This is a genomic window from Kitasatospora albolonga (assembly GCF_039535905.1).
GTDB classification, from domain to species: domain Bacteria; phylum Actinomycetota; class Actinomycetes; order Streptomycetales; family Streptomycetaceae; genus Kitasatospora; species Kitasatospora albolonga.
In genome coordinates, this window is sequence record NZ_BAAAYB010000037.1 from 176,447 (window position 1) to 192,461 (window position 16,015).

The 16,015-nt window shown below is 73.6% G+C and carries 12 protein-coding genes and 2 pseudogenes; 7 read left to right on the forward strand and 7 right to left on the reverse strand.

Annotated features, from left to right (window positions below; genetic code table 11):
* Window positions 1-72 precede the first annotated feature (72 nt).
* The 5 genes from ABD946_RS10235 to ABD946_RS10255 form a co-directional block, all read right to left on the reverse strand.
* The gene (locus ABD946_RS10235) at window positions 73-1,098 is read right to left on the reverse strand and encodes an ABC transporter permease (RefSeq protein ID WP_345282179.1); all 1,026 of its coding nucleotides are present in this window, start codon (window positions 1,096-1,098) and stop codon (window positions 73-75) included.
* 550 nt (window positions 1,099-1,648) lie between these two features.
* On the reverse strand, window positions 1,649-3,961 hold the full coding sequence (locus ABD946_RS10240) for a peptidoglycan binding domain-containing protein (RefSeq protein WP_345282181.1): 2,313 nt from the start codon (window positions 3,959-3,961) through the stop codon (window positions 1,649-1,651).
* Between the two features lie 208 nt (window positions 3,962-4,169).
* A complete protein-coding gene (locus ABD946_RS10245; protein WP_345282183.1) occupies window positions 4,170-4,631 on the reverse strand; it encodes a DUF6113 family protein in 462 nt (153 codons plus the stop codon).
* A complete protein-coding gene (mshB, locus tag ABD946_RS10250) occupies window positions 4,628-5,521 on the reverse strand; it encodes an N-acetyl-1-D-myo-inositol-2-amino-2-deoxy-alpha-D-glucopyranoside deacetylase (RefSeq protein WP_345282185.1) in 894 nt (297 codons plus the stop codon). Before mshB ends, ABD946_RS10245 begins: the two co-directional genes overlap by 4 nt.
* A gap of 58 nt (window positions 5,522-5,579) precedes the next feature.
* The gene (locus tag ABD946_RS10255) at window positions 5,580-5,774 is read right to left on the reverse strand and encodes a DUF2304 domain-containing protein (protein ID WP_345282187.1); all 195 of its coding nucleotides are present in this window, start codon (window positions 5,772-5,774) and stop codon (window positions 5,580-5,582) included.
* A 243-nt stretch (window positions 5,775-6,017) separates the two neighbouring features.
* On the opposite strand from ABD946_RS10255, the gene ABD946_RS10260 reads away from it, so the two are divergent.
* The 5 genes from ABD946_RS10260 (at window position 6,018) to ABD946_RS10280 (ending at window position 11,807) form a co-directional block, all read left to right on the forward strand.
* Complete coding sequence (locus ABD946_RS10260; protein ID WP_345282189.1) at window positions 6,018-8,117, forward strand: S9 family peptidase; 2,100 nt, start codon at window positions 6,018-6,020, stop codon at window positions 8,115-8,117.
* A 132-nt stretch (window positions 8,118-8,249) separates the two neighbouring features.
* Complete coding sequence (locus ABD946_RS10265) at window positions 8,250-9,236, forward strand: ABC transporter ATP-binding protein (protein WP_345282191.1); 987 nt, start codon at window positions 8,250-8,252, stop codon at window positions 9,234-9,236.
* Complete coding sequence (locus tag ABD946_RS10270; RefSeq protein ID WP_345282193.1) at window positions 9,233-9,955, forward strand: ABC transporter permease; 723 nt, start codon at window positions 9,233-9,235, stop codon at window positions 9,953-9,955. Before ABD946_RS10265 ends, ABD946_RS10270 begins: the two co-directional genes overlap by 4 nt.
* A gap of 8 nt (window positions 9,956-9,963) precedes the next feature.
* Entirely contained in the window at window positions 9,964-11,205 is a 1,242-nt protein-coding gene (locus ABD946_RS10275; protein WP_345282195.1) for a sensor histidine kinase, read from the forward strand.
* A gap of 29 nt (window positions 11,206-11,234) precedes the next feature.
* Window positions 11,235-11,807 carry a response regulator gene (locus tag ABD946_RS10280; protein ID WP_380149455.1) on the forward strand — a complete coding sequence of 191 codons (573 nt, stop codon included), beginning with the start codon at window positions 11,235-11,237 and terminating at the stop codon, window positions 11,805-11,807.
* A gap of 827 nt (window positions 11,808-12,634) precedes the next feature.
* Here the strand turns inward: ABD946_RS10280 and ABD946_RS10285 are convergent.
* Both ABD946_RS10285 and ABD946_RS10290 read right to left on the reverse strand, forming a co-directional pair.
* Window positions 12,635-13,505: pseudogene (locus ABD946_RS10285) on the reverse strand (transglutaminase family protein).
* Between the two features lie 22 nt (window positions 13,506-13,527).
* Window positions 13,528-14,542 (reverse strand): annotated as a pseudogene (locus ABD946_RS10290) (GNAT family N-acetyltransferase).
* Between the two features lie 127 nt (window positions 14,543-14,669).
* Between ABD946_RS10290 and fdxA the strand changes: the two are divergent.
* A complete protein-coding gene (fdxA, locus tag ABD946_RS10295; protein ID WP_345282199.1) occupies window positions 14,670-14,996 on the forward strand; it encodes a ferredoxin in 327 nt (108 codons plus the stop codon).
* A 17-nt stretch (window positions 14,997-15,013) separates the two neighbouring features.
* The coding region (gene dapC / locus ABD946_RS10300; RefSeq protein ID WP_345282201.1) for a succinyldiaminopimelate transaminase at window positions 15,014-16,015 on the forward strand (1,002 nt) is incomplete at its 3' end.

The following is a 16,015-nucleotide window of genomic DNA, read 5'->3' on the forward strand; positions in this document are numbered from 1 at the left end:
CGGCCGCGGCGGCTGCCGAGGTGTGCGGTTGCTCAACTTTTTGGGAGTGTTCAGCGCCTGGGCGACGCTGCGTCAGCGCTTGGTCTTCGGGTCGAGTGCATCCCGGACCGAGTCCCCGAGGAGGTTGAAGGCGAGCACGAAGATCACCAGCGAAGCCCCGGGGAAGATCAGATAGGTGATGTCGTCCTGGTAGACGTCGGTGCCGGCCGCGATCATCCGGCCCCAGTCCGGGGTCGGCTCGATGATGCCGACGCCGAGGAAGGAGAGTGCGGCCTCGGCGGTCACCAGGGCGGGGAGGGAGAGCGTGGCCTGGATCAGGATCGGCGTCCACAGGTTGGGGAGCAGTTCCTTGAAGATGATCCGGAACGGCGAGGCACCGGTGACCCGGGCCGCCTCGACGAACTCGCGCTCCCGGAAGGCCAGCGCGGTGCCGCGGATCAGTCGGGCCAGACCGGCCCAGCCGAAGATCACCAGGACGGCCACCAGCACCACGGCGCGGGCGAAGGACGGGATGTTCTCGTCCGGCTTGTAGAAGGCCGCGAACAGCACCGGGGTGAAGGCGATGAAGAACAGGGTGGACGGGAAGGCCAGCAGCACGTCGATCACCCGGCCGACGAAGTAGTCGGTCTTGCCGCCGAGGTAGCCGGCCGCCACGCCGATGACGGCGCCGATCGCGGTGGACAGCAGGGTCGCGATCAGGGCGATCAGCAGCGAGGTGCGGATGCCGTAGACCAGCTGCATGAGGACGTCACGGCCGAGCTTCGGCTCCAGGCCGAACCAGAAGTCACCGCTCATGCCGCCGTTCGCACCGAGCGGGAAGCCGAAGTCGTTCAGCAGGCTCGGGTCGTCCTGGCCGTACAGCGTGTACGGGTCCTTGCCGTAGACCATCGAGATCAGCGGGGCGCACAGCGCCACCAGGACGAAGAACGCCACGATGAACGCCGAGACCACGCCGGTGCGGTCGCGCTTGAAGCGACGCCAGCTGATGGTCCTCGGGGACAGGCCCTTGAACGTCGTGGCCGACGTCGCGGTCGGCGCGATGGTGTCGGCCGTCCCTACGGTGTCGGCCTCGGCCGTGGCCTTGGTGGGGTTAGTCATGGTGCTGGAGCTCCCGCCCGGGGTGTAGCGGCTGCAAAAAGGTGATCGCACGGACTCTTGCAAGTCGTTTATCGAACGTCAAGAGTTCCCCAGTTGCTGGCCGTGCATTTCTTGCTTCGTGTTGGAATGTCAACCACTTCGTAGTTCCAGACACCTTGACAAGCACTCAGCGATACGGCCTAAAACGGACATATCGTTACAACCGACGTTCACGCGTCCGTAACCCGAGCTTCGCAACTCCGGTATCAGGACGGACCGTTCCCCTGTTCGAGCATGTGATGCGCGTAGACCAACTGTCCGTTTTGGTTGCTCTGTCCTCGAATGTCCAGTGCAATTGCATGTCCGATAATCGGACGCTACCGCTTTGTTGAGGGCTACGGGGAATTTGGGGTCCAACGGCCCAAATCAGCGCGGGTTGTTGTCACGCACCGTTGCTGGCAAATTCACGCCACTGGCGAGTTTTCGCCGCAGCGGCCGGGGGCCGGAAATGCGACGGGGCCGGCACCGGATCATCCGGTACCGGCCCCGCGCCGGCTCAACTGGCCCCCGCTCAGGCGAACTTGTAGGTCCGGTCCTTGGCGGTGGTCTTGTCGATCACCGAGGCGATGCCGTCCGCGACGTCCTGGGCGGTGATGGCCACCGAGGTGCCGCCCTTCTTGGTCTTCACCTTGTCGAATGTGCCGTTCAGTGACTCCTCCAGCCTGGCCAGGTCCCAGCTGAGCGCCATCTTGCCGGAGGCGTCCGGGGCCAGCGTGAGGGCCTTGGCGGCGGTCGCCTTCCCGAAGGTCCAGGTCTTGCCGCCGGCCTGCACCGTGACGTTCCCCGCCAGCACCTGCTTGCCGAGGCCGTCGGCGGCCGCCTGGAGGGCCTCGGGGGAGACCTTGGGCTGGGCGGCCGTCACCGGCACCGCGAGCTCCGCGTCGGGCTGTCCGGCGGCCCTGGCGCGGTAGGCCTGCTCGACCTTGTCCATCGCGGCGGCGGCGTCCACGGCCTGCCCGGCCCGGCCGGGCACGACCTCGGTCTTGCCGTCCGTGGTGAAGCGGACGGTGCCCTCCTGGAGCCCCTGGCTGGTCTTGGCGCCGAGGCCCTCCAGGGCGGCCTTCAGCTTGGACCGGTCCACCTTCACCTGGGGCTGCACGGCCTTGCTGCCGCCGGCCAGCGAGCCGATCACCTCGACCGGGTTGTAGGTGTGGTCGGTCAGCCCGTCCACCGTCGCGGTGGTGTCGAAGGCCAGGCCGGCGGTCGCCGGGTCGAGCTCCACGGTCTGGTCGCCGAGCTTGAGCTTGAGCGGCTTCTGGCCGGTCTTCGCCACCGAGGAGTCCAGCGCCGTCACCGCCTGGTCGCGGGTGTACCCGCCGATGTCGGTGCCCAGCACGGTGGTGCCCCGGGGGATGTCGGCCTGATTGAGCATCAGGCCGGTGCCGTACGCGGCGGCGCCGGCGAACAGCAGACCGCCGACGGCGTAGGTGGCGAGCTTCCCGGCCTTGCCGCGCGGGGCCGGGGCGGGCTCGGCCGCCTTGGGCTTGGCGGCGGCCTTGGGCTTCGCGGCCTCCTGGGCCGGCGCCTCCTCGGCCTCGGCGGCCCCGGGGCCCTGGGCGGCGGGGGAGGTGCCGAACGGGTCGGCGGCGGGACCGCCGCCGGGGCGGGCGGCGCCGCGCGGGCCGGTCGGGCGGTTGCCCGGGAACGGCTCGGCGGGCTCGTACGGGACGTTGGCGAAGCGCCCCTCGGGGCGGGCCGCCGACGGGGCGTCAGGCCCGCCCGGCTGTCCGGCGGGACGGCTGCCGAAGGGGTCGGCGGGGGCGCCGAACGGGTCCTGCGGCACGGCCTGGCCCGGCTGTCCGGCCCGGCCCGGCCCGGCCGCGAACGGGTCGGTCCCGAAGGGGTCCGCCGGGGCGAACGGGTCCGCCTGGCCGTACGGCGAGGCCGGGGCGGCGGGCGCACCGGCGGCCGGGCCGGCGGCTATGGCGGCCTCGCCGGCCGCGTAGGCGTCGAAGTCGTCCCGGACCGGGTCGAAGCCGCCGATCCGGGTGTCCTCCGGCTCGCCCTGCGGGCGCGGACCGCCGGCCGGGGGAGCCGCGTACGGGTCGTTGGCGTAGGGGTCGTTCGCGTACGGCGAGCCGCCTGCGGGGTGCCGCGTAGCGAACGGGTCGTCAGCACGCGGGGTGCCGACGGCTCCAGGACCCGCGAAGGGGTCGGCCTGGGCGAAGGGGTCGGTCGGCGCGAAGGGGTCGGCAGGGGCGAACGGCGAGGCCGGCGCGCCGGACGGGGTGGGGTGCGCGCCGCCCGGTGCGGCCTGGGGCGCGGACGGGCGTGCGGCCGGGCGGGGGGCGCCCGCCTCCGGCCTGGGCGCTCCGGCGGCCACCGGGGCGGGAGCGCCCTTCTGGCGGGGCCGGAACCACTCGCCGGTGGAATCGCCGTCCACCGGCGCGGGGCCGGTCTCCTGGCGCCACTCCGGCGGGAGGTTCGGCGGGGTCCCGGCGGGGGCGGCCGCGTCCACCACGCCCAGGACGGGGGAGGACGGGGTGGCCGAGCGGTGCCGGGGCCCGCCGGGCGCCTCGGGCGCGGCAGCGGCGGCGGGTTCGCTCTTCACCGTGCTGCGCATCACCACGGGCGGGATCGGCCGGGAGCCCGGGATGTTGATCCGGACCCGGGTGGTCAGGGTGGTCTCGGTCTTGGGGGTGTCCTCGCCCTCGCCCGGGCCCGCCTGGGCGGCCGCGGGCTGACCGGGCGTCACGCCGAACGGGTCGGCGGCGCCGAAACCGCCCGGGACGCCGGTGCCGTAGGGCGGGGTGCCCGACGGGTAGGCGTCCGGCCCGGTGTGCCGGGGCGACGGGTTCGCGCTGTCAGGTTCGCGGCTGCTCAATGCTGCTCTGCTCCGGGTTCGCGGCCCGCTCGTGTGGGACGTGCGGTCGCGGGTTGTGGGACCTCGGCCCGGCCGAGTGACCCTCCGACACCAGTTGCGCAGGCGTACGTCGAACCGCCTGTCGCGGCACCACCATACTGTGCGGTTCCGCGGACAGGTCGGGCATCTCCGGCAGAGGGTGCGGCCCGGAGGGTGCCCTGACGTGCCGTCACGGGTTCAGCAGACCGAAGCCGCCCCGGGTCGGGAGGGTCGCGCAGACCACTCCGGAGACCGCGCCGAGGAAGAGGTAGGCGTAGGAGGTGAAGGAGGCGGCGAGCACGAAGTCGCCCTCCGGGCGGGGGGCCATCAGCACCAGCAGCACCAGGAACCAGCCCACCAGCGGCGCCCCGGCCCCCAGCTTGGTGCCGGTCACCCGCAGGCCGCCGTAGAAGACCGCCCAGGTGGCGGCCAGCGCCAGCAGCAGACCGGCCGGCGGCCAGAGCGCCTGCACGAAGCAGCCGGTCAGCGAGACCGCGGCCCCGAGCAGCAGCAGCACCAGGTAGGCCACCACCCGGGCGCCGCGCGGCGGCTGAGCCTCCGCCAGCCGCCCGCTGCGGCTGCCGAACACCTTGGCGGGCAGGCTCCGGGCGGACCGGGCCCCGGTGGTGGTGGTCTCGGCCGTGCCGCTCATCGCTGGACCTCCAGACCGGCGAACAGGTCGGTCTCCGGCCGCTCGGGTCCGGGCTCGCCGCGGACCAGCTGGTAGTACTCGGTGGCCACCAGCGGCTGACCGAGGTCGTTGCTGAGGGCGAACCACTCGCCCTTGACGGTGATCTGGGTGGCGTGCGCCGCCATCGCGGCCGCCTTCGCCCCGGCGTGCGCCGTCCCGTCGAGCACGGTGGTGACCACCTCGGGGTCGACCACCCCGGGCACGTCGCCCGGCTCGGCCACCCCGGGGAAGGGGCCGGCGGCGGCCACGGCGGCCAGCCCGGCCTCGATCACCGGGCGGGGCATCCGGTTCCAGTACACCTTCGCGATCCGCCAGGCCGGGCCCAGCTCGGGGCGCCAGCCGGGATCGGCGGCCAACTCGTGGGCCCGCATCGCGACCTGATGGGCCTTGACGTGGTCGGGGTGCCCGTAGCCGCCCTGCTCGTCGTAGGTGACCAGCACCTGCGGCCGGACCTCGCGGACCACCGCGACCAGGTGTCCGGCCGCCTCGTCCAGGTCGGCCCGCCAGAAGCAGTCCGGCCGGTCGTTCTCCGGCAGGCCCATCATCCCGGAGTCCCGGTAGCGGCCGGGCCCGCCCAGGAAGCGGTGGTCGGTGACGCCCAGCTCGCGCATGGCGGCGGCCAGTTCACCGATCCGGTACTCGCCGAGCCGGTCGGTCCGGTCCGCGGTCAGCTCCGCCAGCTCCGGCGGGATCACCTCGCCGCCCTCGCCGAGGGTGCAGGTCACCAGGGTGACCCCGGCCCCTTCGGCGGCGTACCGGGCCATGGTGGTGCCGTTCCCGATCGACTCGTCGTCGGGGTGCGCGTGCACCAGCAGCAGCCGGCGCTCGGGCCGGTCGGAGGCAGCGGTCATGCCGCGAAGCCTACCGATCGCGGCCCGTACGCCGGTGCAGCCGACCGGCGACGGGCCCTCAGAGCTTCAGGCCGTTGATCATCCCGGCCACGTTGCTGGTGACCTGCTGGATCGACGGGGCGATCGAGCTGGAGGCGAGGTAGAAGCCGAGCAGTGCGCAGACGATCGCGTGCGCCAGCTTCAGACCCGACCGGCGGATCAGCACCACCACGATGACCAGCATCAGCACGGCTGCGGAGATGGACAGAGCCATCAGGCTCACACCCTTTCTCGGGTGTGCCGCCCCGGGGACAGGACGGCAGGGGACGTGATGACTCAAGGGATACCCGATCGGTGAGCGCTGCATTACTTTCCGTGAGTCCGCATGGCTGCGCGCGGAGCCCCAAGATCGGCATCCGGGCCGGTGGGAGCGGCCCGCGAGCCGCTTGACGGCAGGTCACGGGCGCTGCGCCGAACGGGTGATGACGGTCGTTCGTGGGGCCTTAGAGTTCGTGCCATGAGCACTGAAACCTTCCCCCGGCAGTACGCGCGCACCCAGCGGTTCACCGTCGGCGCCCCCCGGTCGTTCGCCGTCGCACCGGACGGTTCCCGGGTGGTCTTCCTGCGTTCCCGGGGCGGCGCCGAGCGCGCCAACCTGCTCTGGACCCTCGACCCGGCCACCGGTGCGGAGCGGGTCGCCGCCGACCCGGTGGAGCTGCTCGGCGGCGGCGAGGAGAGCCTCTCGGCGGCGGAGAAGGCCCGCCGCGAGCGCAGCCGGGAGGGTTCGGCGGGCATCGTCGGCTACGCCCTGGACGGTTCCGGCTCGCTGGCGGCCTTCGCGCTCTCCGGCCGCCTCTTCGCGGTGGACCTGGCCGGCGGCGGGGCGCCGCGCGAGCTGCCCGCCGAGGGCCCGGTGCTGGACCCGCGGCCCTCGCCGGACGGCTCCCTGGTGGCGTACGCGAACACCGCCGGCGAGCTGCGGGTGACCGCTGCCGACGGCAGCGGGGACCGCGCGCTGGCCACCCCCGAGCGGGACGGGGTGACGTGGGGTCAGGCCGAGTTCATCGCGCAGGAGGAGATGGACCGGGACCGCGGCTTCTGGTGGTCCCCGTCCGGTGACCGGCTGCTGGCCGCCCGGGCCGACGAGGCCCCGGTGGCCCGCTGGTGGATCGCCGACCCCGCCAACCCGGACGTCGTCCCGGCCGAGGTGGCCTACCCCCGGGCCGGCACCGCCAACGCCGAGGTCGGCCTGTGGCTGCTCGACCTGGACGGCGGCCGCACCAAGGTCGGCTGGGACGGCGCCGAGGAGCCGTACCTGGCCCGGGTGCACTGGTCCGGCAGCGCCCTCACCCTGCTGGTGCAGGCCCGCCACCAGCGCACCCAGCGCTACCTGACCGTCGATCAGGCCACCGGCGCCACCACCACCGAGCTGGCCGAGCGGGACGAGGTCTGGCTCGACCTGTTCGCCGGCTCCCCGTCCCGGACGGCCGACGGCCGCCTGGTGCGGATCGCCGACCAGGACGGCGTCCGGGTCCTGGTGGCCGGCGACTTGACGTTGTCCGACGCGCGACTGCACGTACGTTCGGTGCTCTCGGTGGCGGAGACCATCCTCTTCACCGCCTCCGGCGGCCCCGCCGACGACTCGGCGGAGCCCGGCTGGATCGGCACCTTCGAGGTCGCCCCCGACGGCACCGGCCTCACCCGGCTCGGCACGGCCGGGGTGGTCTCGGCCGTCCGCGGCGGCGACGTCACGGTGCTGCTCTCCGCCGACACCTCCTGGAACGGCGCCCGGGCCGAGGTGCTGCGCGGCGGCGCGACGGTGGCCACCGTCGCCTCGTACGCGGAGACCCCGGTGATCACCGCCCGGCCCGAGTTCGTCTTCGCCGGGGAGCGCCGGATCCCGTGCGCGGTCTTCCTGCCGACCGGCTACGACCGGGAGCGGGACGGCCTGCTGCCCGTGCTGATGGACCCGTACGGGGGCCCGCACGGTCAGCGGGTGGCGCAGTCGCAGAACCCGCACCTGACCTCGCAGTGGTTCGCCGACCAGGGCTTCGCGGTGGTCGTGGCGGACGGCCGGGGCACCCCCGGCCGCAGCCCGGAGTGGGAGAAGGCGATCGCCTTCGACTTCGCCGGGGCCACCCTGGAGGACCAGGTGGACGCCGTGCGGGCGCTCGCCGGCACGTACCCGCTGGACCTCGGCCGGGTCGGCATCCGAGGCTGGTCCTACGGCGGCTACCTGGCCGCCCTCGCGGTGCTGCGCCGCCCGGACGTCTTCCACGCCGCCGTCTCCGGCGCCCCGGTGACGGACTGGAGGCTCTACGACACCCACTACACCGAGCGCTACCTCGGCCACCTCGACGAGCGCCCCGAGGTGTACGAGGCCAACACCCTGACCGGCGACGCGGCGAAGCTGGAGCGCCCGCTGCTGCTGGTGCACGGCCTGGCCGACGACAACGTGGTGGCCGCGCACACCCTGCGGCTCTCCTCCGCCCTGCTGGCCGCCGGCCGCCCGCACGTCGTGCTGCCGCTCTCCGGGGTCACCCACATGACCCCGCAGGAGGAGGTCGCGGAGAACCTCATGCTGTTCCAGGTCGACTTCCTGAAGAAGTCCCTCTGACGGACGTGACGGACCGTCGGGTGTCCGGCATGACAGCTGTCATGCCGAACACCCGACGCCCCGCACTGCCCGCGCTCCGCCGTTTTCGCGACTCTTGAGGAGTCAGAGCGGACGGGGAGAGAGGGAAGCGCGATGAGCGTCGCGACGGACACGGCCACCGAGGTGGCGGCCTTCCGGCAGGTGAGCAAGAACTACGGCACGGTCCGGGCGGTGGACGGCCTGGACCTGGTGCTGCGGCCCGGCGAGACGGTGGCCCTGCTGGGACCGAACGGCGCGGGCAAGTCCAGCAGCCTGGACCTGCTGCTCGGCCTGCGGGAGCCGGACACCGGCAGCGTCTCGCTGTTCGGCGGCAGCCCGCGGGCGGCGATCGAGACCGGCCGGGTGGGCGCCATGCTGCAGAGCGGCGGTCTGCTGGGCGAGGTGAAGGTCCGCGAGCTGGTGAAGTTCGCCTGCGACGTGCACCCCCGCGGCCACCGTCCCGAGCAGGTGATGGAGCGAGCCGGGATCACCGAGCTGGCCGAGCGGAAGGTCGACAAGCTCTCCGGCGGCCAGGAGCAGCGGGTCCGCTTCGCACTGGCCATCGCCGGGGCCAACGACCTGATCGTGCTGGACGAGCCCACCACCGGGATGGACGTGTCGGTCCGTCAACAGTTCTGGGCCGCCATGCGGGCCGAGGCCGAGGCCGGCCGCACCGTGCTCTTCGCCACCCACTACCTGGAGGAGGCGGACTCCATCGCCGACCGGGTGCTGGTGCTGCACCGGGGCCGGCTGATCGCCGACGGCACCGCCGCCGAGATCAAGGCCAAGGCCGGCGCCCGCCGGATCTCCTGCGAGCTGCACCCCGCGGACGGCCCGGTCGAGGAGGCCGTGCTGCGCGCCCTGCCGGGCACCGTGGGCCTGGACCTGACGGTCCGTCCGGACGGCGTCCGGGTGGTCCGGATCCGCACCACCGACGCCGACGCCGGCGTGGCCGGCCTCTACCGGGCCGGGCTCTACCCCCGGGCCCTGGAGGTCACCGGCCTCGGCCTGGAGCAGGCCTTCCTGACCATCACCGGCGAGGCCGACGCCTCGGACGGCACCGACACCGGCACCGACACCGACGGGGAGCGCGCGCGATGAACACCCTGATCCAGCTGGAGATCCTGCGCACCCTGCGGAACAAGCGGTACCTGATGTTCACGGTGCTCTACCCGGCCCTGCTCTACGTCTTCTTCATCAACGCCTACGGCACCTCGCCGCTGGCCAACGGCATGCAGGTGAAGACCTACTTCATGGTCTCGATGGCCACCTTCGGCTCCGTCGGCGCGGTGCTCACCGGCAGTGCGCAGCGGATCTCGCTGGAGCGCAAGAGCGGCTGGGTCCGCCAGCTGCGGCTGACCGCGCTGCCCGGCCGGGCCTACACCATCGCCAAGATCGCCTCCTGCGCGGTGACCACGCTGCCCGCGATCGTGGTGGTCTTCCTGATCGGCGCGGTCGAGGGCGTCTCGCTCTCGCCCACCGAGTGGGTCGCGCTGGCCGCCGTGCTCTGGGCCGGCAGCTTCGTCTTCGCCGCGCTCGGCGTGGCCCTCGGCTACGCGGCCCAGCCGGACGCGGTGCAGCCGATCGTGATGATCGTCTACATGCTGATGGCGCTGCTCGGCGGCACCTGGTTCCCGGTCGGCGGCTCGCTGGAGTCCTTCGCCCGGTTCAACCCGGTCTACCTGTACAACCAGCTGGCCACCTTCGTGCAGCCGGGCCACGGCTTCGACTTCGGCGCGCTGGCAGGGCTGGGCGCCTTCCTGGCGGTCTTCGTGGCCGCCGCCGCCCACCTCTACCGCAAGGACACCAAGCAGGCATGATGTGGCCCATGCCGAAGCAGCTCCCCGCCACCTCCCGAGCCGGTGCCGAACCGACGGGAGGGGGCGGGGAGTTCCGCGTCATCCCGGGCGCGCCGGTTGACAACCTGCGCCAACTGGTCGTCAAGATCTGCTGGATGTCGCTCTGGATGATCTACCTCTACTACCCGGTGGAGGACCTGACCGGCGACGAGCACACCGCCGCCGGAAAGGTGTTCGGCTGGTGCGCGCTGACCGTCTTCCTGGTCTCCTACCTGGGCATGGTCGCGGTCCGCTCACTGGCCCACGACCGGTGGTGGATCGGCCTCCCGGTGGCCGGCACCATGCTGCTGCTCGCGGTGGTCACCTCCTTCGGCCTGGGCCCGGCGTGGCTGACCCTGTTCACGTACACCTCGGTCTGCTTCGGCGCGGTGCTGCCGCCCAAGTACGGGCTGTACGGGGTCGGCGGGGTCACCCTGCTGGCCCTCGCGGTCGCCCTGCTGGTGCACGCCGACTCCGGCCTGCTGGCCGCCATCCTGCTGCCCTGCCTGCTCAGCGGGCTGGCCATGGTCGGCCTGCAGCGGCTGGTCGGCACGATGCGCGAACTCCGGGAGGCCCGGGCCACGGTGGCGCACCTGGCGGTGGCCGAGGAGCGGCTGCGGATGGCCCGCGACCTGCACGACCTGCTCGGCCACTCGCTCTCCCTGATCACCATCAAGGCCCAGCTCGGCGGGCGGCTGATGGACGCGGGCAAGGAGGAGGCCGGGCGGGCCCAGTTCACCGAGATCGAGCAGGTCGCCCGGCAGTCGCTGACCGACGTCCGGGCGGCCGTCGGCGGCTACCGCCGACCCACCCTCCCGGTCGAACTCTCCGCCGCCCGAACCGCCCTGACGGCCGCTCAGATCCGGCTGGAGGCCGACCCGGCGCTCGGTGACCCGCGCCCCGGCCTGGACGGCGAGGAGGCCGGGGTGCTCGCCTGGGCGCTGCGCGAGTCCGTCACCAATGTCATCCGGCACGGCGAGGGCGCCACCCGCTGCACCGTCACCCTGGACGAGAACTGGGCCGAGGACGGCACTCGCTACGCCGTCCTCACCGTCACCGACAACGGCCGTGGCGCCGGCAAGTCCCAGGCGGGGAACGGACTCTCCGGCCTGCGCGAGCGGCTCGCCCTGGTCGACGGCGGGCTGGCGACCGGGCCCGGCGAGCGGGGGAAGGGCTTCCGCCTGCAGGCGTCGGTGCCGCTGCGGGCGGTGGCCGATAGGGTGCCCGAGTGATCAGGGTGCTGCTGGCCGAGGACCAGGGGATGGTGCGGGAGGCGCTGGCGGCGCTGCTCTCGCTGGAGGGCGACATCGAGGTGGTCGCGCAGGTCTCGCGCGGCGACGAGGTGGTCGCGGCGGTGACGGAGCATCAGGTCGAGGTCGCGGTGCTCGACATCGAGATGCCCGGGATGACCGGGATCGAGGCGGCCGCCGCGGTGCGGAAGTCCGCGCCCGGGGTGCGGATCGTCATCGCCACCACCTTCGGGCGGCCCGGCTACCTGCGGCGCGCCATGGAGGCCGGGGCGGACGCCTTCCTGGTGAAGGACGCGCCCGCCGCCGAACTGGCCGAGGCGATCCGGCGGGTGCTCCGCGGCGAACGGGTCATCGACCCGACCCTGGCCGCCGCCGCCCTCGCCGAGGGGGCCAACCCGCTGACCGCCCGCGAGCGCGACGTCCTCTCGGCGGCGGCCGACGGGGCGCTCAACTCCGAGATCGCGGCCCGGCTGCACCTCTCCGAGGGGACGGTGCGCAACTACCTGTCGATGGCGATCCAGAAGACGGCGACCCGGAACCGGGCGGAGGCCGTGCGGCTGGCCCGGGAGAAGGGCTGGCTGTGAGGGGGTTCGCCTGCGGCGGGCTTTCGAAGCGGTTCCGGGGGCGCCCAGGGCTGCCCGGCCGGGCCGGGAGAAGGCGCCGGCCCTGACGGGGGCTCAGACGGGCTGAGGCTCTTCGGCGGTGGCCAGGCGGTAGGTGACGTAGAGGGTCGCCCGTGGTGAGGGCGCCCCGGACGGCGGCGAAGAGCAGGGTGCCGGTCAGCTGGGGCGCGAACTCGCCCGGGGCGGCGTCCAGGGTCGAGGCGAACAGGACGTACTGGAAGACCTGTTCGGCCACGAACCCGAGCACCACCACCGCGGCCACCGGGACGACCGTCCGCCGGGAGCGGTGCAGCAGCCGCACGGCGCGCAGCGGGCTGCGCCCTTCGAGCAGCAGCACGACCGGGAGCAGCGCGAAGAGGTACCGCAGGCCGAGGTCGACGAGGCTCGCCAGCGCCCGCAGCTGTGCGGACACGGTGACGCCGTCGAGGTCGCGCAACGCGTCCAGCAGGCCGGGGAGGTCGAGCAGCACCAGCCAGGCCCAGAGCAGCGGCAGCCGCCCCGGGGCCGGCGGGGCCTCCGAGCCCGGCCGCAGGATCCGCAGGACGGCGTACCAGGCACCGGCCGCCACCAGCCCGCCCAGCAGCAGCGCCGCGGCGAAGCTCTGGCCCAGGTACACCCGCCGAGGCCAGGAAGGCCGCCACCGCGTGAACGGCCAGCAGCAGCCCCCAGCGGCCCGCCGGAATGCTCCGTATGCCGTCCCACCACCCGGGCGCGCCCGGCACGTTCGTCGCGTCGATCACGGGGGCGACCCTAGGGGCAGCGGGGCCGAACGGGCGAGGGATTTCCGGTCAGTTGAGGCGGTGGCGGGCGGCGCGGGCCTCGTGGCGGGTGCGGGCGGCGGCTTTGGGGTCGAAGGTGTCGAGGATCTCCGCGTAGGCGTCCATCTCGGCCGCGCCGGAGAGGAAGTCGCCGGTGCGGACCAGGAGTTCGGCCCGCTCCAGGCGGAGCTGGGCGGGGTGGCGGGGGAGCAGCAGGGCGAGTTCGGTGGCCCAGAGCTGGGTGCGGGGCGTGTTCCGGGCGGTCGGCGGCCCAGGCACGGATGTTGCCGAGGACGCGGTGGACGGTGTCCAGCGGGGCGGCGGGGCTGAGGAGTTCGGGGGAGAAGTGGTGCCCGGTGGCCCGGGTCAGCTGGGCCGCGTCGGGCAGGTCGAGCAGCCGCCCGCCGTGGTACGGGTCGGCCAGCACGTACTCCTCGCCGCCGTCCGGGCCGCCGACCGCGACGATGAAGTGCCCGGGCAGGGCGATGCCGTGGACGGTCAGGCCGGCCCGTCGGGCGACGTCCTGCCAGACCAGCGAGAGCATGATCGGCAGGCCGCGCCGGCGTCGCAGCACGTCGGGCAGGAGCGAGGACTCCAGCCGTCGGTAGTCGGCCGGGCGGCCGTGGAAGCGTTCCCGGCCGCCGAGCACGGCGGCGAGCAGCGCGGCCACCTCGTCGGGGGTGCGGGGGGCGCGCTCGGCGACGGCCAGCCGGACGGCGGCGGCGTGCCGGTCGAGAGCGGCCTGACAGGCCGCCACCAGCTCGTCCAGGGCGGGTGGTTCCGGGTCCTCGGCCGAGGGCGCGAGGGTGTGCTCGGCGGCGGCGAGCACGCAGAGCAGCACCGGGTCGGGCTGGTCGGCCCTGGCCTCGGCGCGGAAACGTGCACGGCTCTGTTCGGTCAACAGTCCACACTCTCCGGTGACGCTACCGCCGGGGGAGGCGGGCGTAGTGGTAAGTGTGACTGGTGGTGAAGCCCAGACGGTCGTAGAGGGCGATCGCGCCCCGCGTTCTCCGCCTCGACCTGGAGGTAGCCGCCGGTGGCGCCCTCCTCCGCGGCGCGGGCCGCGAGCACCGCCATCAGCGTGGAGGCCAGCCCGGTCCGGCGGGCCTCGGGGGCCACCTCCACGGCCCCGAAGCAGGCCCAGGCCCCGTCGATGACGCACCGTCCGATGGCCAGCGGCGCGGCGCCGCCGGGCCCCGGTACGGTGGCGAACCAGACCGAGGGCCCGCCGTGCAGGACCTGGTGGGCGGCCCGCTCCAGCGCGGGGTCGTCGCCGACCCGGCGGTAGCGGGAGAGCCAGGAGGCGTCCGCGGTCCGGGACAGCCGCACCCGGTCGTGGCCCTGACCGAGCCTCACCAGCCCGGCCAGCGGCGCGGTGCGGACCAGGGTGGGGGCCAGCTCGGCGCCGCTCCGGGCCAGCTCCTCGGCCAGCCCCTCCGGCGAGCCGGGCACCGAGACCTCGACGTACCCGGGCAGACCCCGGGCCTCGTACCAGCGGTCCACGGCCGCCAGCGCCTCCGGCAGCGGCAGGTCGGGACCGCCCAGCGCCTGGACCGAGTTGGCCCGCCGGGTGAAGCCGGAGGACGCCCGCAGGGTCCACTCGCCGAGCGGCTCCTGCTCGACGGCGGGCCAGCCCCGGGCGGCGGTCCGCTGCAGCTCCACGGGGGAACTGACGGGCAGTGGGCTCCGGCGGGCCGGGAAGAGCGGCACGGGCTTGCCGGCCACCAGCAGCTGCCGGGGGATGGTCACCGCGCCGCCGTCGCGCGGTACCACGGTGATCCCCTCGCTGTCCCAGGAAGTGAGCACGCCGATCACATCGCGGAACACCGGCCGGTCGTCCACGACCTCCGAGAGACGGCGCACGGAGACGCGTCGTCCCACGTCAGAGCCGTCCAGACGGACTTCGGGACGTCCTCCGGCGGTGGTTCCACCCGTCATCAAGGGCACCTCCTGTGCATTTGCTGTCTCTGACCCGCGATACTAGGGGCGGGCATCGACGACGCCGCGCTCACCCGCGCACAAGCCAATAGTTTGGGCAGCCGCCCCACCGAGGAGGAACGACAGCGTGACTTACGTCATCGCGCAGCCTTGTGTCGACGTCAAGGACAAGGCGTGCATCGAAGAGTGCCCGGTTGACTGCATCTACGAGGGCAAGCGCTCGCTCTACATCCACCCGGATGAGTGCGTCGACTGTGGCGCCTGCGAGCCGGTCTGCCCGGTCGAGGCGATCTTCTACGAGGACGACACTCCGGAGGAGTGGAAGGACTACTACAAGGCGAACGTCGAGTTCTTCGACGATCTCGGTTCGCCCGGTGGTGCCTCGAAGCTGGGTGTCATCGACTCGGACCACCCGTTCATCGCGGCCCTCCCGCCGCAGAACGCCGACCACTGATCGGTGGCCGACCAGCTGTGAGCAACGACAGCACGCACGCGCCGCTCCCGGGCCACCCGGGGGCGGCGCGCCGCGTCTCCGACCTGCTGCCCGTCTTCCCCTGGGACAAGCTGGAGCCGTACAAGCGGACGGCCCTCGCGCACCCGGACGGGCTCTGCGACTTCTCCGTGGGCACCCCCGTCGACCCGGTGCCCGAGCTGATCCAGAAGGCGCTGGCCGCCCACACCGACACCCCCGGTTATCCGACCGTCTGGGGTCCGGTGGAGCTGCGCGAGACCATCGCCGGCTGGCTGTGCCGCCGCCTCGGGGCCGAGATCGGCCCCGAGGCGATCCTGCCGACCGTCGGCTCCAAGGAGCTGGTGGCCTGGCTGCCGACCCAGCTGGGCCTCGGCCCGGGCGACCAGGTCGCCTACCCGAAGCTGGCGTACCCGACCTACGAGGTGGGTGCCCGGCTCTGCGGTGCCGAGCCGGTCGAGTACGGCGAGCTGGACGAGCTGGACCCCTCCCGGGTCCGGCTGCTCTGGCTCAACTCGCCCTCCAACCCGACCGGCCGGGTGCTGACGGCCGATCAGCTCCGTGCCGCGGTGGCCTGGGCCCGGGAGCACCGGGTGCTGCTGGTCAGCGACGAGTGCTACCTGGAGCTGGGCTGGGAGGCCGAGCCGGTCTCGGTGCTGGACCAGGCGGTCTGCGGCGGCGACCACGAGGGCCTGCTCGCGGTGCACTCGCTCTCCAAGCGCTCCAACCTGGCCGGCTACCGGGCCTCCTTCGTGGCCGGTGACCCGGTGGTGGTCAAGGAGCTGCTGGAGATCCGCAAGCACGGCGGCATGATCGTGCCCGCCCCGGTGCAGGCGGCCACCGCCGCCGCGCTGGCCGACGACGCCCACGTCGAGGAGCAGCGGGGCCGGTACGCGGCCCGGCGCTCGGCGCTGCGGGCGGCGCTGGAGGGGTACGGCTTCCGGATCGAGCACTCCGAGGCCAGCCTCTACCTCTGGGCGACCCAGGGGCGGCCGTGCTGGGAG